Genomic DNA, 24,309 nt, shown 5'->3' with positions numbered 1-24,309 from the left:
GGGGGCGGGTGCATCGCGCACCCGCCCCCTCTCGTGACCTAACCGGTCAGTCGGTGCCGGAGTCGAAGGCCGCACCCTCAGAGGCGGTGTCCACCGCGCCCGCGAGCGCCTGGTCGACGTCTTCGACCGCGCCGGTGATCTCTCCGGACTCGCCCGCGGTGACGCGGCCGACGAGCTCGCCGGTGGCGCCGCCGATCAGGCCGAGGCCGGCGTACTGCTCGAGGCGGGACCGCGAGTCGGCGATGTCGAGATTGCGCATGGTGAGCTGGCCGATGCGGTCGACCGGGCCGAAGGCCGCGTCGCCGACGCGCTCCATCGACAGCTTCTCGGGGCCGTACGACAGGTTCGGCGAGGTGGTGTCGACGATAGTCCAGTCGTCGCCGCGGCGCAGACGCACGGTGACGGTTCCCGAGATCGTGAGACCGACCCACCGCTGGATCGACTCGCGCAGCATGAGGGACTGCGGCTCGAGCCAGCGTCCCTCGTACATCAGGCGACCCAGGCGACGACCCGACTCGTGGTACGTGGCCAGGGTGTCTTCGTTCAGGATGCCGTTCACGAGGCGCTCGTACGCGATGAACAGCAGCGCCATGGCCGGTGCCTCGTAGATGCCGCGCGACTTCGCCTCGATGATGCGGTTCTCGATCTGGTCGCTCATGCCGAGGCCGTGGCGTCCGCCGATGGTGTTCGCCTCCATGACGAGGGCCACCGGATCGGTGTACTCGACGCCGTTGAGGGCGACGGGGCGTCCGGCGTCGAAGGTGACCGACACGTCTTCGGTCTCGATCGCGACCGACGGATCCCAGAACTTGACGCCCATGATCGGGTCGACCGTCTCGAGCGAGACGTTCAGGTGCTCGAGCGTCTTCGCCTCGTGCGTCGCCCCCCAGATGTTGGCGTCGGTCGAGTACGCCTTCTCCACCGAGTCGCGGTAGGGGAAGTCGTGGGCGACGAGCCACTCGCTCATCTCCTTGCGGCCGCCGAGCTCGGTCACGAAGTCGGCGTCGAGCCACGGCTTGTAGACGCGCAGGCGAGGGTTGGCCAGCAGGCCGTAGCGGTAGAACCGCTCGATGTCGTTGCCCTTGTAGGTGGAGCCGTCGCCCCAGATGTCGACGCCGTCCTCCTTCATGGCGCGCACCAGCATCGTGCCGGTCACGGCGCGACCGAGCGGCGTGGTGTTGAAGTAGGTCTTGCCGCCGGAGCGGATGTGGAACGCGCCGCACGACAGGGCGACGAGGCCCTCTTCGACCAGCGCCGTCTTGCAGTCGACCAGGCGGGACGCCTCGGCGCCGTACTCCAGCGCGCGGCCGGGGATCGACGCGATGTCGTCTTCGTCGTACTGGCCGAGATCACCGGTGTACGTGTAGGGGACGGCGCCCTTGTCGCGCATCCACGCGACGGCGACGGAGGTGTCGAGTCCTCCGGAGAAGGCGATGCCGACGCGCTCGCCGACGGGAAGTGACTGGAGGACCTTGGACATGGCTCCCAGTCTATCGGCGGCGTGTCGGCTGTTTCGGACGCACCCGATGTCCGCGAGGTGCGCGATGACCGAAGATCTCTCGGGGCCGTTAGCGCGGGGTCAGCGAGCGACCGGCGCGCTCGCTTCCGGCAGCAGGCTCCGCTGGTGCTCGGCATAGCTCCCGCCCCACGACGTCAGCGCGTCGACGAGCGGCAGGGATCCACGGCCGAGCTTGCTCAACCGGTACTCGACCTTGGGCGGCACCTGTCGGTACACCGTGCGGATGACGAGGCCGTCGTCTTCGAGCTCGCGCAGCTGGCGGGTCAGAACGCGAGCCGTCGGCTCGTCGAGCAGGCGGCTCAGCTCGCCGAACCGCAGCACCTCGTGCTCGCGCAGCAGACTGAGGATGCTGGGCTTCCATGCGCCGCCGAGCACCGCGATCGAGATCTCCGCATCGCAGGCGTCCGTCCACTCCTGCACGATGCGCGCCGTCTTCTCCCTCACCGGACCCGCCCTTCGTCGGTCCCATAGTATCCGAAACGTCAGTATGTGACCAGAATGACCGTACTTGCTCGCCTCGTACCGGTCCGCGACACTGGACACGTGACTTCCTCTGTGCCCGTGGCATCCACCCGTTCGCGCTCGCCGCGGCATCCGTGGCTGGCCATGATCCCCCTCCTCCTCGGCATCCTGATCGGCGCGCTCGCGATCAGCAGCGTGTCGACCGCGCTGCCCGCGATCCGCGGCGATCTGACGCTCAGCGACACGGGCGCGCTGTGGCTCGTCGACGTCTACTCCCTCTCTCTGGCGGCGACGCTGATCCTCGCCGCACGCATCGGAGATGCTGTCGGGCGCAAGCGGATCGTGCTCCTCGGCCTCGCCGGATTCGCGGTCCTCAACCTCATCGGCGGCCTCGCGCAGGACGGCCTCGTGCTGATCGTCGTGCGCGCCCTCCTCGGTGTGGCCGAGGCCTTTGTCGTCGCGGGCGTCGTCGCCACGATCGGCGCGCACTATCAGGCTCGTCAGCGCGTGCTCGCCTACGGGCTGTGGACCGCGACGTTCGGCACCGGCAGCGCCCTCGGTCCCGTTCTCGGCGGTCTGGTGACCGAAGGGCCCGGATGGCGCTGGCTGCTGCTGGGGAGCGTGCCGCTGGCGGTGGTCGCCGCGGTACTCGCCCTCTGGCTCGTGCCGGACTCGCGCAGCTCCCGGCCGGTGTCGTGGGACATCCTCAGCATCGTGTCGTCGATCGTGGCGCTGGGTGCCCTGGTGTTCGCGCTGCACGAGATTCTGGCCGCTCCCGTGCCCGCGGCCGCCGCCGGCCTGATCGCCGTGGTGACCCTCGCGTTCTTCATCCGACGGCAGCGCTCGCTGCGTGACCCCCTGATCGACCTGCGCCTGTTCCGCGTGTCCGGCTTCAGTCCTGCGGTGGTGCGCATCGTGGCGAGCAGCGGGGTGTCGTCGGCCTGCGTGCTCCTCGCCAGCCTGCACCTGCAGGATCTGCGCGGGTACTCCGCGGCGGAGGCGGGGATCGCGATCCTGCCGCAGGCGGTCGCGATCGCCCTCGGCGGCGTCGCCGCACCCCTGTTCCTGCGGTGGCTGACCTCGCCCTCGCTCACGGTGCTCGCGCTCGTGATCCAGGGCCTCGGGCTGGTCTGGTTGGCGCTGGATCCCGAGATCGTGGCGCTGCCGCTCGTGCTCGTCGGCGCCGGATTCGGCGTCGCAGCGACTCTGGCGGCCACGACCCTGTTCGACGTCACGACGGAGGACGACGCCGGGCAGGTCGGCGCGATCCAGGAGGTCGCCTTCGCCCTCGGCGGCGGGCTCGGCATCGCCGTGCTCGGCACGATCTCGCAGGTCGTCGGAGCGAGCGGATTCGCGGTGGCTCTCGTGGTCGCCGCCGTCGCGGTGGCCGCCGCCGCGCTCGTGCCGTTGGTGCGACGCGCCCCGCAGGGCGCCGAACGCTCCCCGCGCGATGTCGCCGGCATCCGCTGACACTCGCCGCCGCATCCCGCCATCACCATCCCCACGGAAGAGAGCCTCGCTTGTCCGCGCCCCGGAAGACCGTCCATTGGATCCTCGCCCACCCCCAGGAGAGCTCCGTCAACGCCCGTCTGTTCCGAGAGGGGGTGGAGATGCTGTCGCGGAATCATGACGTGCACGTCTCTGACCTGTACCGACAGGGGTTCGATCCGGTGCTCGGCGCTGCCGACCTCGGTGCGCCAGGCGGACGGGAGGGGAACGTCGTCGACCTCATGGGTGCCGCGCACGCCGACGGCACGGTGCCGTCTGACGTGCGCGAGGAGCAGCGCAAGCTCGAGGCGGCCGATCTGGTCGTGCTCCAGTTCCCCCTGTGGTGGTACGGCCCGCCGGCGATCCTCAAAGGGTGGTTCGATCGCGTGCTCACGAACGGATTCGCCTACGGACCCACCGATCCCGAGACCGGGCTGCCGCTGCGGTACGGGGAGGGACTGCTCGCCGGCAGGCGCGCGCTCGTGATCGTGACCGCGGGGGAGGACGACCGATCGATCGGCACCCGCGGCATCAGCGGCGACATCGACGCGCTGATGTTCCCGCTCACCCACGGCACGCTCTGGTACACCGGCATCGAGCCGCTCGACCTGCACGTCGTGCACGACGTCGACCGCTTCGGCGCCGCTGACGTCGAGCGGGAATCCGCCCGCCTGCGCACACGACTCGCGGGGATCGACGACGAGACGCCGACCAGTCCGTACCGCCGGCTGCGCGACGGCGAGTACCACGGCACCCGAGCGCTGCGGGCGGATCTGCTGCCGGGACGCACCGACCTCGGTATCCATCGCCGCGTACGCGACTGAACGGCGGAGGCGGCGACTCACCGGTTTCGGCGTCGCAGTGGCAGAGTGGCCCTGAAGGAGGCAGGACATGGGCGGAGCGATCCTCTGGGGCGTGGTGGCGGCGGCGCCCCTCTTCGTCGGCGCGGTGCTCGCACTGCTGCGCGCCTGGCCGCCGCGCTGGCTCGGCATCGTGCTCGGGTTCGGTGCGGGGGCGCTCATGGCGTCGATCGCATTCGAGCTGTGGGAGGAGGGGCTCGCACTCGCCGGCCCCATCCCGCTCGTGCTCGGCGTCGCGCTGGGAGCGATCAGCTACTACATCGCCGCCCGCATCCTCGACGCCAGAGCCGCGAAGAAGAAGGGGCAGGCCGGTGGTGGGCAGCTCGCGGTGGGTGCGCTGCTCGACGGCATCCCTGAGCAGCTGGTGCTCGGTATCGGGCTGGCGTCCGGCGAGCCGGTGAGCGTGGCGCTCGTGGTCGCGATCCTCGTGTCGAACCTGCCGGAATCGATCGGCTCGGCGGCGGACCTGCTGCAGGGCGGGATGGCGAAGTCGCGAGTGCTGCTGCTGTGGGCCGGGGTCGCGGTCGTCTGCGCGGCGGCGACCGTCGCGGGCTTCGCTCTCACGAGTGTGACCGGTGACGGATTCCGTGCCGGAGCGAGCGGTTTCGCGGCCGGAGCCCTGCTCGTGATGCTGGTGGATTCCATGATCCCGGAGGCGCAGTCCAAGGCGAAGGAATCGACGGGGCTCGCGACCGTGCTGGGCTTCGCGCTCGCCGCAGGTCTCGCCCTCGCCTCCTGACGACCACGGCGACCGTGCGCCCCACAGCAGTCGGAACCGCCACCCGCCACTCGGCGGACTCCGGTGCGCGGAACGGCACCGGCTGGCGGGTTACGCTCGTGGGCGACGTCGGGGAGTCTGGCGGAACGCCTCCGCAGTGGCGACCGAGAACAAAGGAGTTCTGATGACCGACACGACCCTCCGCCCTCCATTCGACCCCGAACTGGAGGCCGCCCTCGCTCTGGTCCGCGACCAGATGCCCACGACCCTGACGGCCGAGATGATCCCGCCGATGCGCCAGAACCCGATGAGCGGCCAGGACGAGATCTTCATCGTGCTCGACGAGCGCGGCTTCACCCGCCGCGACGTGACCATCGCCGGCCACCAGGGGGACGAGATCGTCGTCACGGTGATCGAGAAGGCGGGCCGCACCGGCACGGGACCGGGCTTCTTCCACACCCACGGCGGCGGCATGATCGTCGGCGACCGTTGGCTCGGCGTCGTCGGGTTCCTTGACTGGGCCGAGCGCTTCAACGGGGTCATCGTCACGGTGGAGTACCGGTTGGCACCCGAGTTCCCCGATCCGTATCCGGTCGAGGACTGCTATGCCGGTCTGGTGTGGACCGCCACCAACGCCGCCGAGCTCGGCATCGACCCGACCCGCATCCTGATCGGCGGAGCCAGCGCCGGCGGGGGCCTCGCCGCCGGCACCAGCCTGCTCGCTCGCGACCGGCGCGGACCGGCCCTGATCGGCCAGCTGCTCATGTGCCCCATGCTCGACGACCGCGACGAGAGCGTGTCGACGCAGCAGATCGACGGCATCGGCGTGTGGGACCGCGGCTCCAACAACGTCGGGTGGTCCGCGCTCCTCGGTGCCCGTAAGGGGACGGGCGAGGTGTCGATCTATGCGGCGCCGGCCCGCGCGACCGACCTCAACGGACTGCCGCCCGCCTTCATCGACTGCGGCAGCGCCGAGGTGTTCCGCGACGAGGATGTCGCGTACGCCTCGAAGCTCTGGGCGGCCGGGGTCCAGGCCGAGCTGCACGTGTGGGCCGGCGGCTTCCACGGATTCGAGATATTCGCTCCGCACGCCGCGGTCTCGAAGGCATCGCTCGCCGCCCGCGACGACTGGGTGAACCGCCTGCTCGGCTGATCCGGCCGCCCTACGGGGTCGGACGCCGACCCCGTAGGGTGGAATCCCCGCCAGCGATGGAGCCCGACATGCAAGATCTGCTGGGGCGGCTCACCGCCCTCGACCCGGATGCGAGCGAGACCCTCAAGGTCGTCTCCTATTTCGACACGCTCGTCGCGCGGGGAGTCGGCGTCGAGAGCATGCTGCGGGGCGCAGCTGTGTTGAGCGGTGCGACCGTGGGACAGCGCGATACCCGTCAGATCGTCCGGGTGCGGGCCGACGGAGTGCGTGTCGAACCTGTGGACCCCGGCGACAGGTGGATGCTGCGCGAGAGCGGCACCGACAGTGTCGCCTGGATCGAACGCGAGGGCGAGCCCCACACGAATGACGCCATGATCCTGGAGCGGCTCACCATCGCGCTCGGCATCCTGCGCGCGCGCAGAGCGGGTGATGCGGAGAGCGCGGTCGAGCTGGCGATCAGCTCCTTCGCGGGCGAGGGGGAGCGGGCGTCCGCGCTGTCGCGACTGCGCCTCACGCCCGAGCCGATGCGGGTGATCGCGTCTCCGCCCGACCCCGCGCCATCGCCCCGGCATCCGTCCGCCGTCGTGGCGACACGTCACGGATTGACCAGGGCCACGATCGTGCCCGCGGAGATCACCGCGGAGGAGGTGTGGACAGCTCCGAGCGACCTGCGTGTCGGTTTAGGGACAGCGGGCCAGGGGGAGCACCTGCCGAACTCCTGGGCCGAGGCCCTGATCGCCGTGCGCCTGACGACCGCGGCCGAGCCGGTCATCGTCGCCGAGGACCTCGGCGCCTTCCTGCTGATCGCCGGCGCCGCCGACTCCGGAGAGCTGCATCCGGATGCCGCGTCGCTCGGACGCGTGGATGCGCGCAGCCGCGAACTGCTCGATGCGGTGGTCGACGAACAGAGCGTGCGGGCCGCAGCGGTGCGGTTGGGACGGCACCACTCCAGCGTGCAGGACCGCCTGACGGCACTGATCGAGCAGCTCGGATACGACCCGCGCACGCCACGGGGGCAGATGAGGTTCGTCACCGCTCGGATGCTGTTGCAGCTCGCCGGCTGACGCCCCGGCATCCGTGCGACGCGCAGAGCGTGTCACGGCCGCCGCCCCCGGTCACTGGAACCCGGGGTAGTCCTTCAGCTTCTCCTCGTACTCCGCCCGATCGTTCTCGCTGAGCACGGCGCTCGCGAGCACGACCATCTGCAGCCCCTCGAGCGGTTCGCCGGTGCGGGCGCTCTGCGCCTCGCGAGTGGTGCGGAAGTCGCCCGTCGGGTCGTTCGACAGGTCGTAGATGTTGGCGTAGAGCCGCGTCGGATCGGGGTAGTTGTCGGTGTAGTACTCCCACGTGTGCTGCGCGCGCGGGTCTTCGCTGCCGTAGAGCTTCGCGATCATCGTCGGATCGATGCCCGAGTACTCGCCGTTGAACGAGTAGAGCGGCGGCATTCCGTGCTCGGCGACGACCGCGTCGATGGTGGCCATGACGGCGAGCTTGGTGTTGTAGTCCTGGATCGGCTGCGTGGTCGCCCAGCCCACCGACGTGTATTCGATCAGCATCGATTCTCCGCCGTACCCGTTGCGCTCGGGACGCAGGTCCTCGTCGCCGACCTGCACCCACTCGTACCCGTACTCGGCGGTGATGCGGGCGCGGATGTCGGCGAACACGCTGTCGGCCTCCGCCCGCACCTCCTCGAGCGACTGCTGACGGAGGGCTGCCTGCGGGTCGGTGCCCTTGATGCCCGGGTAGGCCTCCTCGTGCTTCTGCTCCTCGGTCTTCATGCCGTCGTAGCTTCCGGATGCCGAGGTCTGCAGCGCACCGATGCCGCCGACGGTGGCGACGTTGAAGATCAGCGTGACCGTGAGCGCCACGGCGGCCAGGGTGCGTCCGCGGGCGGTGAAGAGCGCGCCGACGATCACCGCCACCACGACGAGCTGCAGCGTCAGCATCGTGACGCCGTAGAGCACGTCGGTCGCTCCCACGGCCAGCGTGATCAGCAGGATCGCGGCGAACAGGATGCCGGCGACCAGCGCGATCCAGCCCAGGGCGTTCGCCGGTCTCTTCGGCGCGTCCGCGGTGCCGGATGCCGAGCCTGGCGCCGAGCCGGTCGCGGTGGCCGTGGCTCCCGGAACACCGGGCTGCTGCACGAAGGGGCCGGATGCGCGGCGTGCGTTGCGGTATCCTCCGGGCGGCGGCACCGGCGGCGCGCCCTCGGTGCCGGCGACGTAGCGGGCGCGCTGCTTCTCGTGATCCATCACCATGGCTTGTCCGTCCCCGAGCCGCCGCCGTCTTCGCCCTGCTGCTGGTCGCGCTCCTGCGTGCCCTGCTCGAGCTTGTCCTTGAGCTCGTCGAGCTTGTCGTCCGACGGCTGCGGCTCCGACTCCTCCTGAGGCTGCTCCTCCTCGGGCGGCGTCTGCTGCTGCTTCTGCTTCAGCCGACCCTCGAGGTCCTCCTTGCTCTGCTGCATGTCGCGGTCGGGGTCGGAGGACTGCTCCTCGGCCTCGTCGCTGTCGCACTCCGGCGGCATCTCGGACGTGACGGTGAGTGCCTCGCCGTAGAGCGCCGCGGCTCCCGTGCCGTCGCCGTCGGCCCTGGCCGCATCGCCCATGCGCTCGATCACGAGCCCGAGGTTGATGCGCACGCTGCAGACCTCGAGGCCGGTGGCCAGATCGAGCGATTCCTCGAGCTTCGCGCGGGATGCCGACAGCTCCTCGGCGCCGGCGAGGGCGGTGCCCGCGTTGAAGGGAGCCTTGTACGGCTCGAACCAGTTGAGGAACTCCTGGCCGTGGGCGGCGGACTCCGATCCCGCGAAGTCGTCGGCGACGTAGGCCGTGATCGACTGGTGCGCGAAGGCGTACATGCTCAGCACCTTGCCGACGAAGAGCAGCGCGGCGAGAGTGAGGGGCAGGGTGCCGATCGCGATCCAGCGACGGATGCGGCGGCGCCTGCGGTTCGATGCCAGAAGAGCGGATGCCGCTCTCGCGCGGATGTCCTCGGGCGCCGTCGCCTCGGGTGCAGTCGCCTGGGTTGTATCCACAGGGGTCATGCGGCACCTCCGTCGTCGGGGCCGGTCGCCGACGCGTCGCGCGTCGACCGGGACGCGTCGCGCGTCGACCGGTCCCGGGAGCGCGGGGTGCGCAGCAGCCGCAGCCGGGCGACGAGCATGCTGGCCCGCGCGAGCTCGACGCCGAGCAGGACGACGACGACGAGCGCTGCGATCCAATAGAGCTCGGTGACGTTGCCGACGGATCCGGACTCGGCGTAGTTCGTCGTCGTCGAGGGGGCATCGGGCAGCGTGATCTCGGCATCCGCCGTGCGGTGCTGGTACTCGACGCCGAGCTCACCGGCGATCGCCTCGAGGTTCGCCTCGTCGATCACCGACAGTGCGTTCGACCCCTGGTACTCGATGTACTCGCCCGATCCCGAGTCGCCGAGACCGCCGGTGGTCAGCCGCATCGGCCCGCCCTCCGCGGTGCCGTAGCCGAACACGGCGCCGGCGTCGGTGAACTCCGCGCTGCCGTCGAACGGCTCGGGTGCCGAGGTGACCGTCTGCTCGCCGTCGCCGAAGTAGAACACCATGCGCGAGCGGTCGGGTGAGGACTCCGCCGCGTTCGAGAGGGTCTCTGTGAGCAGCGGGCTCGCGATGCCGATCGAGCTGCCGCGCGACTGACTCGTCACCTCGGGGCGCAGCACGTCGAGAGACGAGATGAGGGAGGTGGTGTCGGTGGTGAGCGGCATCCGCAGGTCGGCCGAGGCGTCGAAGGTGATCAGGGCGAACCGTGCGCCCGGGTACTCGTCGACGATGCTCTGCACGTCGGCGCGCACTCCGTCGAGGCGCGGCTCGTCGCCGTTCCAGTCCTCGGCGACGATGCTCGCGGTGGTGTCGACGACCAGCACGACGTCGGTGTCGGTCGCGAGGGTCTGGGTGGCGCCGCCGGGGATGCCGGGGCGCAGGAACATGACGACGCAGGCCAGCAGCAGCACGAGTCGCAGGACCCACAGCGCCTTGTCGCGGCCCTTCGCCTTCGCCAGCGCGATCACGGCGAGCGCCCCGACCGGCGCGCACAGCAGCACGAGGAGGAAGACGTTCAGCACGGGCTGGAAGATCACAGTCGCACCCTCCACAGCACCACGAGGAACGAGAGCATCGAGATCAGCAGCACCACGATCCACAGGTTCGGGGTGTCGGTCCACACCACCTGCGCCTGTCCCTTCAGCTCCGTCGCCTCCTGCTCCTGCACCTGGGTGACGATGTCGCTGACGGTGGTCGTGTCGCGCAGGCCGTAGGCCGCGCCTCCCGTGGCTTCGGCCGCCTTCGCCAGCTCGGCGCTCACGGCGTCGTCCTTGCCGGCGACGGGGTTGAGTGCGAACACGCGCACACCGATCGAGTCGGCGTACGAGGCCGCCTCGTCGAGGGTCACGATCGAGGCGCCGTTGATCTCGTTGTCGGTGGCGAAGATGATCGAGCGGGAGCGCTCGTCGTCGGGATGGTCGAACGCCATCGTGCAGGCGGCGAGCCCGTCGCCGATCAGCGAGGCGCCGTTGCCGTTCAGCGTGCCGACCCAGTGCTCCGGAACCTGATCGGTGTAGTCGAAGCTCTCCCGGATGCTCTGCAGATGACCGCGGATGAACTCGTAGTCGTCCGTGAGCGGGAAGATCTGCACGGGGGAGCTGTTGAAGATCGTCAGTCCGATGCGCTCCCCCTCGAAGTCGTCGAGCAGATCCTCGAAGACCGACAGCACCTCGACATCGACCTCGCTCATCGACCCCGAGACGTCGAGGCAGAGCATGATGTCGCGGCTCGTGTTGACCGGTTGGATGGTCTGCGACGACATCGGCCGCGCCGCGATGACTCCCGCCGACAGTGCGGCGACCACGCCGAGCAGCAGGACGGCGGAGAGGGCGAGCACGCGGCGGTTCAACGCCTGGCGGAAGGTGGGCAGCGCCCGCAGGCGCTCGGCGCGGGCGACGCGGGCGCGCTCGTGCTCCTCGGTCCTGGCGCCGCTGCGCAGGCCGACGACCACCCCGATCGCGATCGCGGCGAGGACGACGCCGACAGCGACGAGGATCAGCCATCCGTGGGCTAGTGCCATGTGCGCACCACCGTTCGCGCGGCCTCGGCGCCCGCGGCCGGATCGATCGCGGGGCCCTGACGGAAGATGCTCGGATAGTAATGGCGTCCCATGGCGTCGATCAGCGCCGGGTGCACCCCGCGCGCGACGAGGTCGTCGAGGGCGAGCACCGGGGCTTCGAGTCCGCTGTACTCGTTGACGAACGTGCGCACCACGCGGCTGAACTCGAGGTTCGCGTTGCGGGCCGAGAGCGTGCGGGCGCGGTAGTCGTCTTCGATGCGCTGGATGCGGTCGAGGTACTCCACCCGCAGCTGCGACAGCACGTCGACGGTCAGCAGCAAGGGCCCCTGCGACTCGTCGGTGAGGGTGAGATCGCGACGCGGCCGGGTGAGGGCGGCCACCAGCCAGGCTCCCGCGATCAGGAGCGCCAGGACGCCGAACGCGAGCAGGATCCAGCCCCAGCCGTACTGGGCCGGAGGGTAGAGCTCGTCAGAGCCGGGCATTCGACCTCCGATTCAGCAGCTGCAGGAGCTGCGAGACGGCGTCGTCCTGACCGGCCAGCACACCGTGGCTGATCTCCATGCGTTTGAGGACCTCGGCGAGGCGGGCGGCGTCGGCCTCGGTCTGCGCGGTGAGCTCGCGGATGATGTCGAGGTCGCCCTGCACGAAGTCCGGGACCTCCCACAGGCTGTCCACGTCGCTGCGGATCGTTCCGGTCGCGTGGTCGAGCACGGGATCCGCGTCGCTCACGGTCAGCCACAGCACGTCGTGCTGCACGCGTAGGCGCCGCAGCATCCGCTCGGTCTCGTCGGTCACGGGAGCCTCGTCGGCGATCACCACGACGATCATTCGGCGCGAGATGGTGCGGGTGACGTACGAGAGCAGGGCGTCGCGGTCGCTGGACGCGGTGCTGGAGTCGATGGCTCCCTCGATCGTGCGCAGCGCGTGTTCGAGAGCGCCCTCGCTGCGGCCCGGTGCCCGGCGACGGATGCGGTCGGAGTCGCCGTACACGAGCGAGAAATCGTCGCCGTGCCGCAGCGCCAGCACCCCGAGCACGCCGGTGGCGAGGATCGCGAGGTCTTTCTTCGACCTCTCGTCGTGGGCGAGGGCGGCCATCGAGCGTCCGGTGTCGACCACGAAGAGGATGGTGTGCATGCGCATCGCGCGGTGCCGCTTGACCAGCGGCGTGCCCAGTCGGGCGGTCGCGCGCCAGTCGATGTCGCGCACCTGATCGCCGTACTCGTACTTGCGCAGATCCTCGAAGTCGAGGCTGCGCCCGTGCAGCAACGACGCGTAGGCGCCGTCGAGCGCGTGCAGCGACTTGCGCGACGAGTGGATGAAGAGCTTGCTCTTCACCTGGGTGATCAGGCTGGCCATGGGGGTGTCAGGGCGTGGGGACCGCAGCGAAGATCTGGTCGATGATCTCCTCGCTGCGGATGCCCTCGGCGTCGGCCTCGAAGGTCAGCAGCACGCGGTGGCGCAGCACCAGGTGGCGGAGCGAGCGGATGTCCTCGGGCAGCACGTGCGCACGGCCGTTGAGCAGGGCGAGCGCGCGGGCGGCCTGCAGAAAGGCGATGCTCGCACGGGGGCTCGCGCCGTACTTGATGTACCGGGCACGCTCCTCGCCGATGTAGGGCGCGGGGTTTCGCGTGACGTAGGCGATCGAGACGATGTAGTTGCGGATCGCGGGGTCGACGTAGATCCGGCTCGCGACGTCCTGCAGCATGTCGACGTCGTCGAGGCTGATCGCGCTCGAGACGTGACGGTCGGGATCGAGCACGCCGGAGTCGATGCGGCCGAGGATCTCGAACTCCTCCGCGGGGCTGGGGTACTCGACGATCTCCTTGAGCAGGAAGCGGTCCATCTGCGCCTCGGGCAGCTCGTAGGTGCCCTCCTGCTCGATGGGGTTCTGGGTCGCGATCACCAGGAACGGCTTGGGCAGGTGATGCACCTCGCCGCCGATCGTGGTCTGGTGCTCCTGCATGGCCTCGAGCATCGCGCTCTGGGTCTTCGCGCTCGAGCGGTTGATCTCATCGAGCAGCACGAAGTTGGCGTGCACCGGACCCAGCACCGTGCGGAAGGATCCGGTCGCCGCGTCGTAGATCTGGTTGCCGGTGATGTCGCTGGGCAGCAGGTCGGGTGTGCACTGGATGCGTTTGAACTGCGCCTTGACCGTGTCGGCGAGCGTGCTCGCGGCGGTCGTCTTCGCGAGCCCCGGAACGCTCTCCAGCAGGATGTGGCCGCCGGCGATCAGCGAGATCAGCAGGCTCATGCGCAGTCGCTCCTGGCCGACCATCTTGGCCGAGTACGCGTCGGAGACGGTCTTCAGCACCTCGCTCGCGCGACGCAGCTCGGCATCGGTCGGGGCCTCGGACTTCCTGCTCGCCGAGGGGGACGCGGGCGGCGCGACGGCCGCAGCCGCGGCGCGGGTGGCCGGAGCGGGCGGGGCCGGGGGCATCGACGAGCCGGAGGGCGCGGGGGGAGGCGGCGTCGCACCTGCAGAGGCGCCGGGCGCGTAGGGCTCGTTCATCGATGTGTCTCCTCGTTGCCACGGGGACGCGTCGACGATCCCCCGCGACCAGCGTAACCGCATCCGAACGCGCCGATCCGGCCCGCCCATGGGGACTTGTGCCCATGGGCGCGCCCGCCTGTGCCGCTGCCGGTCCCGGTGCGGATGCCGGTCAGGCGTCGGTCAGGCGTCGACGGGCACTCTGGCACCGCGCCGGCGACCGACCCAGACGACGAGAGCGGCCACACCGATGATCGCGACCGCGATGCCGATGATGTAGCCGGCGACGCCGAGGTAGCCGCCGACGAGGCGCGGGTCGAGGAACGGATACGGGTACCACCAGGTGTTCCCCGTGGCGGGCGAGGTGATGAAGTTCGCGCGGATCATCGTGTAGATCGCCCAGAGGATCGGGAAGATCGCGGCGATGAAGATCGTGCTCCAGGCGAGGGCGCGTCGACGCGGGGCGAAGAGCACGTCGAGCAGCAGGAACAGAGGGAACACGACGTGCAGCACCTCGTTCGACCAGGGGACCGTGACGCCCTGGGGCAGTTCGACGCCGCGGAGCAGCGTGTTGTAGACGATGCCGGTGACGATCATGTAGGTGCTCGCGCACGCGAGGGCGACGGCGAGCCCGTTCGGCTCCGGCCGACCGTCACGGCGGTGGCGCAGTGCCCAGGCCGCCGCGATGATCAGCACGATCGCTGCGAGCAGGTTCGACAGGATCGTGAAGAAGCTGAGGAAGTTCGCGGCGACTGTCGGCAGATGCTGCCCCCACTCGGTGGTGGCGTCGAGGGCGTTCTCGATGCTGCGGGACAGCTGGGCGACGATCGCGGCGAGTGAGAGCACTGCTGCAGCGAGTCGTGCGTAGGGCCACCAGGTCGTCATCTTCGCCTCCGCGCACACCTTATCGGGCGAGGAGGGGGAAGCGGGAGGGGAGGCCTGGGCATGCCGGGCGGAGCGCAAAGGTCAGGTGCGGCGGCCCCACCGCATGCGGGTGACGAGGACTCCGAGCAGGCACAGCGCCCCGCCCACGAACATGAGCGGAGTAGGCACCTCGCCGAGGATCGCCCACGACATCAGGATCGCGATCGCCGGAACGACGTAGGTCGTGGCGGAGGTCTGGCCCGCCGTGCTGCGTTGCAGGACGTAGGCCCAGGTCGTGAAGGCGATCGCGGTCGGGAAGATGCCCAGGTAGACGACCCAGAGCGTCGCGTCGAGCGGAGCCGTCTGCAGGGCGCCGACGAGACTGCCCGTCCAGGGGAGCAGGGCGACCGTGCCGGCCACGGCCCCGAGGAAGGTCAGTGTCGTCGCATCGGACCCGGCGCTGAGCAGCCGCTTCTGCAGCAGCGTGCACCCGGCGTACATGACGGCGGCGAGCAGGGCGAGCAGCAGCCCGGTGATGTCGGGTCCTTCGCTCGTCGACGAATTCATTCCGATCAGAACCACGCCGAGGAACGCGATCGGAGCGCCGATGACGAGCGGCCGCGGGAAACCTTCACGCAGGAACAGTCCGCTGAAGATCACCACCATCAGCGGCGCGAGGTTCACGACCATCGCCGCCGTGCCCGCGTCGAGTGAGCGCTCCGCGGCGTTCAGGGCGAGGTTGTAGACGCAGAACCAGCCGACGCCCCACACGGCGACGAGCCACCGGTGGCGACGTTCGGGCAGACGGATGCCGTGGCGCACCGCGATGATCGCGAGTGCTGCGCTGCCCACGGCCATGCGCAGCAGCGCCAGGGCGCCCGGGTCGAAGTGAGTGCCCGCACCGCGGATGCCGATGAACGCCGACGCCCACAGCACCACCGTGACGAGGGCGGCGACGAGCACGAGCGGACCCTGTGAGCGGGGCTTCGCGGGAATCAGGGTGTCGTCGCGCTGCACGCGACCGGTCTTCGGCATCCTTCGATCCTGGCACCGGCCACCGACATCGGAGATGCGCCCGAGCGACAGCATCCGTTCCTTTTCCGCCATCCGTGCATCGGTCCTGCATCTGTGCGGCGCGCCGACCGCCCGACCGCCCCGACCGCCCCGACACGGCGGTGAAACACCCCTTCGGTAGGATGGGACCGCCCGCAGAGGGCCAGCTCATCAGCCGGTGCAAACCCGGCGGAAGCAAGGGGGATACCCATGCCAGGAATCGTTATCGTCGGCGTCCAGTGGGGCGATGAAGGCAAGGGCAAGGCGACCGACCTGCTCGGCGAGCGCACCGACTGGGTCGTGAAGTTCAACGGCGGCAACAACGCCGGTCACACGGTCGTGGTCGGCAACGAGAAGTACGCACTGCACCTGCTGCCCTCCGGCATCCTCTCGCCCGGGGTCACGCCCGTCATCGGCAACGGCGTCGTCATCGACCTCGAGGTGCTCTTCAGCGAGCTCGAGGCGCTCGGCGGCCGCGGCATCGACGTCTCGCGCCTCAAGGTCAGCGCCAACGCGCACATCATCACCCAGTACCACCGGACGCTCGACAAGGTCACCGAGCGCTTCCTCGGCAAGCGCATGATCGGCACCACCGGCCGCGGCATCGGGCCGGCGTATGCCGACAAGATCAACCGCGTCGGCATCCGCGTGCAGGATCTGTTCGACGAGAACATCCTGCGGCAGAAGGTCGAGGGCGCCCTCGACCAGAAGAACCACCTGCTGGTGAAGATCTTCAACCGCCGCTCGATCACCGCCGACGAGGTCGTCGAGGACCTGCTCTCGTACGCCGAGCGTCTGCGGCCAATGGTCGCCGACACCGGCCACCTTCTCGACGACGCGCTGCGCCGCGGCGAGGTCGTCGTGTTCGAGGGCGGCCAGGCCACCATGCTCGACGTCGATCACGGCACCTACCCGTTCGTCACCTCGTCGTCGGCCACGGCCGGTGGCGCCTCGACCGGATCGGGGGTCGGACCGGGCGCGCTCGACCGCATCGTCGGCATCGTCAAGGCGTACACGACCCGGGTGGGCTCGGGCCCCTTCCCGACCGAGCTCTTCGACGAGCAGGGCGAGTGGCTGCGTTCGCGCGGCTTCGAGTTCGGCACCACGACCGGACGTCCGCGCCGGGTCGGCTGGTACGACGCCCCCATCACGCGCTACGCGACCCGGGTCAACGGCATCACCGACCTGGTGCTGACCAAGCTCGACATCCTCACCGGACTCGAGCAGATCCCGGTCTGCGTGGCGTACGACGTCGACGGCACGCGCTTCGACGAGGTGCCCGTCAACCAGACGGACTTCCATCACGCGACGCCCATCCTCGAGTACTTCCCGGGCTGGAGCGAGGACATCTCGACCGCTCGCACGTTCGAGGACCTGCCGCAGAACGCGCAGGACTACGTGCTCGCGCTCGAGGGGATGAGCAACACGCGCATCTCGGTCATCGGCGTCGGCCCCGAGCGCGACCAGGTGGTCGTCCGCCACGATCTGCTGGACTGAGCGCATCGTGACCCGGTTCTGGCTCGGCGGATACGGCTCCGCGATGGAGGGCTCCGCCGACGGCATCGGGCTGCTCGCGGGCGACGCCGACAGGCAGACCGCCCTCGAGTACCGCGGGGCGGTCACGCAGACGCCGTCGCCGTCGTGGCTCGCGCAGCATCCGACCCTCGACGTCGTCTACGCGGCGCTCGAGGGGGATGCCGCCGTGCAGGCGTTCTCCCGCAGCGGCGAGTCCGTGCTCCGACCCCTCGGCGAGCCGGTCGAGGCCGGAGAGAACGTCTGCCACGTCGCGGTGTCGCCGTCCGGCGGATACCTCGTCGCCAGCTGCTACGGCGACGGTCGCGTCGTGCGCATCGGCATAGCCCCCGACGGAGGTCTGGTCGCGGATGCCGCGAACAGGGCCGCGGAACTGCGGGCGGCGCTGCTCGGCGAGACCCTGGAGACGTCTGCGCCGGCGGGCGTCGCCGCCGCGGCATCCGACCCCTACCCCGGCGAGCACACGGCCTCGGGCGACGAGCGGGAGTCGCACGCGCACTCCGCCGTCTTCCTCGCCGACGGACGCATCGCCACGACCGATCTCGGCTTCGATCTCGTGCGCATCTGGCGACCGACGGCGGGCGGGCTGATCCTCGATCACGAGATCGTGCTGCCGCTGGGCACCGGACCGCGCCACATGGTCGCGCACCCCAGCGGCCACCTGCACGTGGTGACCGAGTACTCGTGCGAGGTGTTCACGCTCGCCGCGAGCCGCGACGGCACATGGGCGGTCGTGTCCGCCGTGCTGTCGAGCCCGATCGCCGAGGTGGGGGTGGACTTCCCCGCCGAGCTGGTGCGCTCGCGCGACGGACAGTTCCTCTACACCGCGCTGCGCGGCAGCAACACGATCGCCGCGCTGCGTGTGCGGGGCGGGGGCGAGAGCCTCGAATCGATCGCGCTCGCCGACTCCGGCGTGGACTGGCCGCGGCATCATCTCGTGCACGAGGGCAAGCTGCTCGTGGCCGGGCAGCGATCCGACAGCATCGCCCTGCTCGACCTCGACGAGCGCACGGGGGCGCCGCTCGGCATCCGCCACACCGCCCAGGTGCCGACGCCGACGCACTTCCTGCCCGTCCGGTAGCCTCAACGGGCTCGCTTGACCTCAACCTTTGTTGAGGTTCTACCGTCGTGCCTATGACCATCGACACGGATGGGGTGCCGACCGAGAAGGTCGCGGCCCCCGGAATCATGAGCGGCGCCTACCTCTGGGTCACGATCGGGGCGTGCGCGCTCGTGTTCCTCGGGGCGTTCGAATCACTCGCCGTCACCACGGTGATGCCCGTCGTCAGCGCCGACCTCGACGGCGAGCGCCTGTACGCGCTGGCATTCGCCGGGCCGCTGGCCACCGGGGTGATCGGCATGGTCATCGCGGGCAACTGGGCGGACCGACGAGGACCGGTGGCACCGCTGTACACATCGGTCGCACTCTTCGTGGTCGGACTGCTGGTGGCGGGGTTCGCGCCCACCATGGAGGTGCTCGTCGCCGGGCGCTTCGCCCAGGGACTGGGGAACGGGGGCCTGATGGTCGCCCTCTACGTGGTCGTCGCCCGGGTGTACCCCCGCGCACTGCATCCCGCGATCTTCGCCGGGTTCGCCGCCGCCTGGGTCGTCCCCTCCCTCGTCGGACCCACGGTGGCCGGAGCCGTCACCGAGCTGTGGAGCTGGCACTGGGTGTTCCTCGGCGTCGTGCTCCTCGTCGTGCCGGCCCTGCTCATGGTGGTCCCGGCGCTCCGCGGGCTGTCCGGTGCCGGCGACGCGACGACGCCGTGGGCGCTCGGGCGACTCGGGTGGGCGGTGCTCGCCGCGGCCGCGGTGCTCGCCCTCAACCTGGTCGGCGATGTGCCGGGGGCGGGCCTGGTCCTCGCCGGGGCAGCGGTGGTGGTGGCGCTCGTCGCGGTGCGGGCCCTGCTGCCGAAGGGAACGCTCCGCGCCGTGCGCGGCCTCCCCTCCGTGATGCTCGTGCGAGGGCTGGCGGCCGCAGGGTTCTTGGGTGCGGAGGTGTACATCCCGTATCTGCTGACCGAGCGCTACGCGGTCTCGCCCACAGTGGCCGGACTCTCGCTCACCGGCGGGGCGCTCGCGTGGTCGGTCGCCGCGACCGTGCAGGGGCGTATGAGCACCCGCCTGCCCAGCGCCGTGGCCGTGCGCATCGGCACGATCCTCGTCGCCGCGGGCGTCGCTCTCACCCTCGTCGCCGCCGCGCTCGCCGCGCCGGTCGCCTCCATCGTCGTCGCGTGGATCGTCGCAGGCGCCGGGATGGGACTGATGAGCCCGCGGACCAGCGCTCTCACCCTCGAGATGTCGGCACCCGAGAACCAGGGATTCAACAGCTCGGCGATGTCGGTCGCGGACTCGTTCGGCAGTGCACTCGCCCTCGCGATCACGGGGGTCCTGTTCACGGGTGTCGCCGCGGTCGCCGACCCGTTCGTCACCGTGTTCGTCTTCACGGGGATCATCGCGCTCGCCGCGGCGGTGCTCGCTCCCCGGGTCTCGCCGCGGGTGGCTGGCTGAGTTGTGAACCGGGATGCCCAGCCACCCCGGGCCTACCGGCCGGCCACTCCTCCCGGGCCGTCTGCAGGACCGCAGCACGGATGCAGGATCAGATGCCGGTCTCGGCCCTGCATCCGTGCCTCGGTCCTGCGTTCGGGCCCCGCCGACGCGCCCGGGCTCTCTTGCACAGCGCGCGGCGGAACACCACCCCGTGACTCGACGTTGGTCTTGAGCAAGACTGGGCGACGGAGAGGTGCACCCCATGACTGCAGAGAAGACCGACGAATACGACCTGATCGTGCTGGGCGGAGGTCCGGTGGGCGAGAACGTCGCCGACCGCGCCGTGCAGGACGGACTGACCGCGATCATCGTGGAGAGCGAGCTGGTGGGCGGTGAGTGCTCGTACTGGGCCTGCATGCCGTCGAAGGCGCTGCTGCGTTCGGGCCAGGCTCTGCGTGCGGCGCAGAAGGTCAAGGGCGCAGCCGAAGCGGTCACCGGAAAGCTCGACGTGCGCGCGGTGTTCGACCGTCGCGACTCCTTCACGAGCAACTGGTCCGATGACGGTCAGGTGAAGTGGCTCGACTCCGCCGGCATCGATCTGGCTCGCGGTCACGGCCGCCTGTCGGGCGAGCGGGAGGTGACGGTGACCGACGCCGACGGCGGCACCCGCGTGATCCGCGCCCGCCACGCGGTCGCGATCAGCACGGGCTCGGATGCCGTGATCCCCCCGATCGACGGACTGCGCGAGGCGTCTCCGTGGACCAGCCGCGAGGCGACCAGCGCCGAGGAGCTGCCCGATTCGCTCGCCGTGATCGGCGGCGGAGTGGTCGCGGTCGAGATGGCGACGGCGTATGCGGCTCTCGGCTCGACGGTCACGATCATCGCCCGCAGCGGTCTGCTCGGCTCGATGGAGCCCTTCGCGGGCGAGCGCGTCGCAGCGGGGTTGCGGGAGCTCGGCGTCGACGTGCGCACCGACACCGGCACGACGCGCGTGACGCGCGGCGACGACGGCGTGACGATCGTGCTCGACGACGACTCGACGGTCACCGCGACAGAGGTCCTCGTCGCCGCCGGGCGCTCGCCTCGCAGCGGAGATGTCGGACTCGACGTCGTCGGTCTCGAGCCCGGGCGCTGGATCGCGGTCGACGACACGATGCGCGTGCCCGGCTCCGACTGGCTCTACGCGGTCGGCGACGTGAACGGCCGCGTGCTGCTGACGCACCAGGGCAAGTACCAGGCGCGTGCGGCCGGCGACGTGATCGCGGCACGCGCTCAGGGGGCGGATGTCGATGACGCGCCCTGGGGGAAGCACGTCGCGACGGCCGATCACGCGGCCGCGCCGCAGGTGACGTTCTCGTTCCCGGAGGTCGCATCGGTCGGGCTCACCGAGTCGCAGGCCCGCGAGGCCGGGATCGACGTGGCGGCCGTCGACTACGACCTGGGCGGCATCGCGGGCGCGAGCCTGTACGAGGACGGCTTCGCGGGTCAGGCCCGCATCGTGATCGATACGGCGCGCGACGTCATCGTCGGGGCGACGTTCGTGGGCCCGGAGGTCGCGGAGCTCGTGCAGACGGCGACGGTCGCGGTCGTCGGCGAGGTGCCGATCGCCCGACTCTGGCACGCCGTGCCGGCGTACCCGACGATCAGCGAGATCTGGCTGCGACTCCTCGAGACCTACGGGCGGGACTCCGCATGAGCGGGGCAGGAGCGGATGCCGGTGGGCGATCCGTTCCCGCATCCGCTCCGAACAGACGTCGGAGACAGGGAGCGTTCCGCGCGCCCTGACCCGGGATTGTTACTCACATCGACAGCCCCCGGCGCAAGCCCGGGACGGATGTCGCAGACCTCTTATACGCTCGAACCCACATCCGAGGAGGCAGGACCATGAAGGCTGTACTCGCAGGAACCGTCATCGCCGAGGCAGACGAGAGCGATCTCGCACGCATCGAAGGCAACTGGTACTTCCCGCCCGCATCGATCACCGAGGGAGCGCTCGTCGAGAGCCCGACCCCGTACACCTGTCCGTGGAAGGGCGCGGCCCAGTACTTCTCGGTGCAGGCCGGCGGAGAGCTGCACACCGACTACGCGTGGTCGTACCCGACGCCGTTCCCCAGTGCGTTCGACCGCGTCGGCAAGGACTTCTCGGGCTTCGTCGCCTTCGATCCGCGGGTCGAGATCTCCGAATGACCTCCGTATGCCGCAGCCGGGGCGCTGACGCCCGTCTCGTCGATCCACCGACTGGAGATCAGCCATGATCGAATTCCGCAACGTCACCAAACAGTTCCCCGACGGCACCACCGCCGTCAAGGATTTCAGCCTGGTGCTGCCGTCCCGCAAGACGACGGTCTTCGTCGGGTCCTCGGGCTGCGGCAAGACCACCCTGCTGCGAATGATCAACCGCATGGTCGAGCCGACGTCCGGTGACATCGAGATCGACGGCGAGAACGTCCTCGGGGGCGACCCCGTGCAGCTGCGGCGGAGCATCGGGTACGTCATGCAGAACTCCGGGCTCATGCCGCACTTCACCGTGATCGACAACGTCGCCACCGTGCTGCGCCTGACCGGCGTCAAGAAGGGACCGGCCCACGACCGTGCGCGTGAGCTGCTCACGACCGTCGGCCTCGACCAGTCCCTGGCCGAGCGGTACCCGAGCCAGCTCTCGGGCGGGCAGCAGCAGCGCGTGGGCGTGGCCCGCGGGCTCGCGGCCGACCCCAACATCCTGCTCATGGACGAGCCGTTCGGCGCGGTCGACCCGATCGTGCGCGCCGACCTGCAGACCGAGACGCTGCGGCTGCAGCGCGAGCTCGACAAGACGGTCGTCTTCGTCACGCACGACATCGACGAGGCGTTCCTGCTCGGCGACCAGGTCGTGATCCTCGACAAGGGGGCGCGCATCGTGCAGGTGGGCAGCCCGAGCGAGATCATCGAGAACCCGGCCGACGACTTCGTGTCGTCCTTCATCGGCGCCGACCGCGGACGCCGCGCGCTGCATCTGCGGGAGACGCCGCACGGCACTGTCGTGGTCGACTCCGAAGGTCGCACGCAGGGAGCCATCGTGGCCGACGTCGAGAGGTCCGACGGTCCTCTCGCAGGACCGGATGCCGCCGCACTCGGCGTCGTCCAGGGCGACGATCGCACGTGAACTGGGTCACCGACAACCTGGGGCTGATCTTCGAACTGACCCTGGTGCATCTGCGGCAGAGCATCATCCCGATCGTGCTCGGCTTCGTGCTGTCGCTGCCGCTCGGCTGGGTCGCGTGGCGGTTCCGACTCGTTCGCGGGCCGATCATCGTGCTCACGGGTCTGCTCTACACGATCCCGTCGCTCGCCCTGCTGATCCTGCTGCCGGCCGCACTCGGCTACTCGGCCATCAGCGAGTCGAACCTGGTGATCGCCCTGACCATCTACGCGATCGCGATTCTCGTGCGCGCGGTGTCCGATGGCCTCGACTCGGTCGACGACGGGGTGCGGCAGGCCGCCACCGCAACGGGATTCGCCGCCTTCCGCCGCTTCTGGGCCGTCGAGTTCCCCCTCGCCGGGCCGGTCATCCTCGCGGGGCTGCGCGTCACCGCGGTGAGCACGATCTCGCTCGCCACGGTCGGCATCCTGATCGGCGTCACGAACCTCGGCTATCTCTTCACCAACGGCCTCGAACGACGCATCATCGCCGAGGTGTTCGCGGGCGTGATCGCTGTCGTCGTCATCGCGCTGGTGATCGACCTCATCCTGTTGGTGATCGGCCGCGCGCTGATGCCGTGGACCCGCGCCGCGTCCAAGCCGACCGCCGCCCGCGCTCTCGCCGTGGGGGCTCCCGCATGAACCTCTTCGCGGAGGCCATCGCCTGGATGCTCGCCCCCTCGCAGTGGACGGGCAGCTACGCGCTGCCCGTGCTGCTCGGTCAGCACCTCGTGCTCACGGCGATCTCGGTGCTGATCGCGGCCGTGATCGCCCTCCCGATCGGCTGGCTCATCGGTCACACCGGACGCGGTCGCGAGATCGCGGTGGCGGTGTCGGGAGCGGCTCGCGCGATCCCGGCGTTCGGCCTGATGGTGCTGCTCGTCCTGCTGCTCGGCGTGCTGCGCGTGCCGCAGGCCGCAGTGGTCACGTTCGTGCTGCTGGCGATCCCGTCGTTGCTCGCGGGGGCCTACACGGGTCTCGAGGCCATCGACCGTCGGGTCATCGACGCCGCGAAGGCGATGGGCATGACCGGCTGGCAGGTCTTCTGGAAGGTCGAGGTGCCGCTCGGTCTGCCGCTGCTGGTCGGCGGCATCCGCTCGGCTCTCCTGCAGGTCATCGCCACCGTCACGATCGCCGCATACGTCAACCTCGGCGGCCTCGGATACCCGATCATCCAGGGCATCCCGCTGCGTCGGTTCGATCAGGTGCTCGCCGGCGCGATCATCGTCGCCGTGCTCGCTCTGATCGTCGATCTGCTCCTCGCGGCCGCTCAGCATGCCGCGGTCCCGGCAGGCCTGCGCACCGGCCCGCAGACCGGACGCCGGTCCCGCGCCTCGGCGCGACCCGCAGCCGTGACACCCGCGGCTGCCTGAACCGCCCCTCACCGTCCCATTCCCCACAGCAGTTCCAGAGA

At 70.2% G+C, this 24,309-nt stretch carries 24 protein-coding genes; 13 read left to right on the top strand and 11 right to left on the bottom strand.

The genetic code is table 11. From position 1 onward, the window contains the following. Positions 1–46: 46 nt before the first annotated feature. Positions 47–1,480: an argininosuccinate synthase gene (argG, locus tag FQ142_RS00970; protein WP_045252663.1), complete on the bottom strand. Its 1,434-nt coding sequence runs from the start codon at positions 1,478–1,480 to the stop codon at positions 47–49. Positions 1,481–1,579: 99 nt separating this feature from the next. Continuing rightward, entirely contained in the window at positions 1,580–1,963 is a 384-nt protein-coding gene (locus FQ142_RS00965; RefSeq protein ID WP_262492016.1) for a winged helix-turn-helix transcriptional regulator, read from the bottom strand. Positions 1,964–2,062: 99 nt separating this feature from the next. Here FQ142_RS00965 and FQ142_RS00960 point away from each other — a divergent pair, with 99 nt between their 5' ends. The 5 genes from FQ142_RS00960 to FQ142_RS00940 all read left to right on the top strand — a co-directional run bounded on the left by FQ142_RS00960 (position 2,063) and on the right by FQ142_RS00940 (position 7,264). Further along, on the top strand, positions 2,063–3,451 hold the full coding sequence (locus FQ142_RS00960) for an MFS transporter (protein ID WP_262492015.1): 1,389 nt from the start codon (positions 2,063–2,065) through the stop codon (positions 3,449–3,451). 50 nt (positions 3,452–3,501) lie between these two features. Continuing rightward, complete coding sequence (locus tag FQ142_RS00955; RefSeq protein WP_149421860.1) at positions 3,502–4,293, top strand: NAD(P)H-dependent oxidoreductase; 792 nt, start codon at positions 3,502–3,504, stop codon at positions 4,291–4,293. Between the two features lie 67 nt (positions 4,294–4,360). Further along, positions 4,361–5,068 carry a ZIP family metal transporter gene (locus FQ142_RS00950; protein WP_149421859.1) on the top strand — a complete coding sequence of 236 codons (708 nt, stop codon included), beginning with the start codon at positions 4,361–4,363 and terminating at the stop codon, positions 5,066–5,068. 163 nt (positions 5,069–5,231) lie between these two features. Then, the gene (locus FQ142_RS00945; protein WP_149421858.1) at positions 5,232–6,200 is read left to right on the top strand and encodes an alpha/beta hydrolase; all 969 of its coding nucleotides are present in this window, start codon (positions 5,232–5,234) and stop codon (positions 6,198–6,200) included. Positions 6,201–6,268: 68 nt separating this feature from the next. After that, the gene (locus FQ142_RS00940; protein WP_262492014.1) at positions 6,269–7,264 is read left to right on the top strand and encodes a hypothetical protein; all 996 of its coding nucleotides are present in this window, start codon (positions 6,269–6,271) and stop codon (positions 7,262–7,264) included. Between the two features lie 51 nt (positions 7,265–7,315). Here FQ142_RS00940 and FQ142_RS00935 read toward each other — a convergent pair whose 3' ends face one another. The 9 genes from FQ142_RS00935 to FQ142_RS00895 form a co-directional block, all read right to left on the bottom strand. Then, positions 7,316–8,458 carry a hypothetical protein gene (locus FQ142_RS00935; RefSeq protein ID WP_149421856.1) on the bottom strand — a complete coding sequence of 381 codons (1,143 nt, stop codon included), beginning with the start codon at positions 8,456–8,458 and terminating at the stop codon, positions 7,316–7,318. Beyond that, positions 8,452–9,243 (bottom strand): hypothetical protein, encoded by a 792-nt coding sequence (locus FQ142_RS00930; RefSeq protein WP_262492013.1) that lies wholly within the window; start codon positions 9,241–9,243, stop codon positions 8,452–8,454. Before FQ142_RS00930 ends, FQ142_RS00935 begins: the two co-directional genes overlap by 7 nt. Further along, a complete protein-coding gene (locus tag FQ142_RS00925; RefSeq protein ID WP_149421855.1) occupies positions 9,240–10,307 on the bottom strand; it encodes a vWA domain-containing protein in 1,068 nt (355 codons plus the stop codon). The genes FQ142_RS00930 and FQ142_RS00925 overlap by 4 nt, the downstream gene beginning before the upstream one ends. Further along, the gene (locus FQ142_RS00920; protein WP_262492012.1) at positions 10,304–11,290 is read right to left on the bottom strand and encodes a VWA domain-containing protein; all 987 of its coding nucleotides are present in this window, start codon (positions 11,288–11,290) and stop codon (positions 10,304–10,306) included. Before FQ142_RS00920 ends, FQ142_RS00925 begins: the two co-directional genes overlap by 4 nt. Continuing rightward, positions 11,281–11,772: a hypothetical protein gene (locus tag FQ142_RS00915; RefSeq protein ID WP_056414210.1), complete on the bottom strand. Its 492-nt coding sequence runs from the start codon at positions 11,770–11,772 to the stop codon at positions 11,281–11,283. Before FQ142_RS00915 ends, FQ142_RS00920 begins: the two co-directional genes overlap by 10 nt. Continuing rightward, entirely contained in the window at positions 11,759–12,646 is an 888-nt protein-coding gene (locus FQ142_RS00910; protein ID WP_149421854.1) for a DUF58 domain-containing protein, read from the bottom strand. Before FQ142_RS00910 ends, FQ142_RS00915 begins: the two co-directional genes overlap by 14 nt. 7 nt (positions 12,647–12,653) lie before the next feature. Continuing rightward, complete coding sequence (locus FQ142_RS00905) at positions 12,654–13,799, bottom strand: AAA family ATPase (RefSeq protein WP_253385123.1); 1,146 nt, start codon at positions 13,797–13,799, stop codon at positions 12,654–12,656. 162 nt (positions 13,800–13,961) lie between these two features. Continuing rightward, positions 13,962–14,663, bottom strand: a complete 702-nt coding sequence (locus FQ142_RS00900; RefSeq protein ID WP_149421853.1) for a Pr6Pr family membrane protein — start codon at positions 14,661–14,663, stop codon at positions 13,962–13,964. Between the two features lie 81 nt (positions 14,664–14,744). After that, positions 14,745–15,677 (bottom strand): DMT family transporter, encoded by a 933-nt coding sequence (locus FQ142_RS00895; protein ID WP_149421852.1) that lies wholly within the window; start codon positions 15,675–15,677, stop codon positions 14,745–14,747. A 228-nt stretch (positions 15,678–15,905) separates the two neighbouring features. Here FQ142_RS00895 and FQ142_RS00890 point away from each other — a divergent pair, with 228 nt between their 5' ends. From FQ142_RS00890 to FQ142_RS00855, 8 genes are all read left to right on the top strand, one after another. Next, a complete protein-coding gene (locus FQ142_RS00890; RefSeq protein ID WP_056414200.1) occupies positions 15,906–17,192 on the top strand; it encodes an adenylosuccinate synthase in 1,287 nt (428 codons plus the stop codon). 7 nt (positions 17,193–17,199) lie between these two features. Then, positions 17,200–18,309, top strand: a complete 1,110-nt coding sequence (locus tag FQ142_RS00885) for a lactonase family protein (protein WP_149421851.1) — start codon at positions 17,200–17,202, stop codon at positions 18,307–18,309. A gap of 53 nt (positions 18,310–18,362) precedes the next feature. Further along, positions 18,363–19,739: an MFS transporter gene (locus tag FQ142_RS00880; protein ID WP_410477423.1), complete on the top strand. Its 1,377-nt coding sequence runs from the start codon at positions 18,363–18,365 to the stop codon at positions 19,737–19,739. Between the two features lie 241 nt (positions 19,740–19,980). Continuing rightward, entirely contained in the window at positions 19,981–21,414 is a 1,434-nt protein-coding gene (locus FQ142_RS00875) for a dihydrolipoyl dehydrogenase family protein (RefSeq protein ID WP_149421850.1), read from the top strand. 188 nt (positions 21,415–21,602) lie between these two features. After that, entirely contained in the window at positions 21,603–21,905 is a 303-nt protein-coding gene (locus FQ142_RS00870) for a DUF427 domain-containing protein (RefSeq protein ID WP_056414187.1), read from the top strand. 64 nt (positions 21,906–21,969) lie between these two features. After that, positions 21,970–22,860, top strand: coding sequence for an ABC transporter ATP-binding protein (locus FQ142_RS00865; RefSeq protein WP_082539257.1), 891 nt, complete (start codon positions 21,970–21,972; stop codon positions 22,858–22,860). Continuing rightward, complete coding sequence (locus tag FQ142_RS00860) at positions 22,857–23,537, top strand: ABC transporter permease (RefSeq protein WP_056414185.1); 681 nt, start codon at positions 22,857–22,859, stop codon at positions 23,535–23,537. Before FQ142_RS00865 ends, FQ142_RS00860 begins: the two co-directional genes overlap by 4 nt. Further along, positions 23,534–24,268 (top strand): ABC transporter permease, encoded by a 735-nt coding sequence (locus tag FQ142_RS00855; RefSeq protein ID WP_149421849.1) that lies wholly within the window; start codon positions 23,534–23,536, stop codon positions 24,266–24,268. Before FQ142_RS00860 ends, FQ142_RS00855 begins: the two co-directional genes overlap by 4 nt. Positions 24,269–24,309: the final 41 nt, after the last annotated feature.

This window comes from Microbacterium sp. ANT_H45B, assembly GCF_008369345.1.
Lineage (GTDB): Bacteria > Actinomycetota > Actinomycetes > Actinomycetales > Microbacteriaceae > Microbacterium.
This window is presented reverse-complemented; position numbering and strand designations above follow the sequence as displayed.

Bases quoted from the DNA above. Each gene is read 5' to 3' on its own strand.
- FQ142_RS00865 (WP_082539257.1), top strand. From the start codon at position 21,970: ATGATCGAATTCCGCAACGTCACCAAACAGTTCCCCGACGGCACCACC.
- FQ142_RS00870 (WP_056414187.1), top strand. From the start codon at position 21,603: ATGAAGGCTGTACTCGCAGGAACCGTCATCGCCGAGGCAGACGAGAGC.
- FQ142_RS00905 (WP_253385123.1), bottom strand. From the start codon at position 13,799: ATGAACGAGCCCTACGCGCCCGGCGCCTCTGCAGGTGCGACGCCGCCT.
- FQ142_RS00890 (WP_056414200.1), top strand. From the start codon at position 15,906: ATGCCAGGAATCGTTATCGTCGGCGTCCAGTGGGGCGATGAAGGCAAG.
- FQ142_RS00895 (WP_149421852.1), bottom strand. From the start codon at position 15,677: ATGCCGAAGACCGGTCGCGTGCAGCGCGACGACACCCTGATTCCCGCG.
- FQ142_RS00940 (WP_262492014.1), top strand. From the start codon at position 6,269: ATGCAAGATCTGCTGGGGCGGCTCACCGCCCTCGACCCGGATGCGAGC.
- FQ142_RS00915 (WP_056414210.1), bottom strand. From the start codon at position 11,772: ATGCCCGGCTCTGACGAGCTCTACCCTCCGGCCCAGTACGGCTGGGGC.
- FQ142_RS00945 (WP_149421858.1), top strand. From the start codon at position 5,232: ATGACCGACACGACCCTCCGCCCTCCATTCGACCCCGAACTGGAGGCC.
- FQ142_RS00880 (WP_410477423.1), top strand. From the start codon at position 18,363: ATGACCATCGACACGGATGGGGTGCCGACCGAGAAGGTCGCGGCCCCC.
- FQ142_RS00855 (WP_149421849.1), top strand. From the start codon at position 23,534: ATGAACCTCTTCGCGGAGGCCATCGCCTGGATGCTCGCCCCCTCGCAG.
- FQ142_RS00950 (WP_149421859.1), top strand. From the start codon at position 4,361: ATGGGCGGAGCGATCCTCTGGGGCGTGGTGGCGGCGGCGCCCCTCTTC.
- argG (WP_045252663.1), bottom strand. From the start codon at position 1,480: ATGTCCAAGGTCCTCCAGTCACTTCCCGTCGGCGAGCGCGTCGGCATC.
- FQ142_RS00900 (WP_149421853.1), bottom strand. From the start codon at position 14,663: ATGACGACCTGGTGGCCCTACGCACGACTCGCTGCAGCAGTGCTCTCA.
- FQ142_RS00910 (WP_149421854.1), bottom strand. From the start codon at position 12,646: ATGGCCAGCCTGATCACCCAGGTGAAGAGCAAGCTCTTCATCCACTCG.
- FQ142_RS00875 (WP_149421850.1), top strand. From the start codon at position 19,981: ATGACTGCAGAGAAGACCGACGAATACGACCTGATCGTGCTGGGCGGA.
- FQ142_RS00920 (WP_262492012.1), bottom strand. From the start codon at position 11,290: ATGGCACTAGCCCACGGATGGCTGATCCTCGTCGCTGTCGGCGTCGTC.
- FQ142_RS00930 (WP_262492013.1), bottom strand. From the start codon at position 9,243: ATGACCCCTGTGGATACAACCCAGGCGACTGCACCCGAGGCGACGGCG.
- FQ142_RS00935 (WP_149421856.1), bottom strand. From the start codon at position 8,458: ATGGTGATGGATCACGAGAAGCAGCGCGCCCGCTACGTCGCCGGCACC.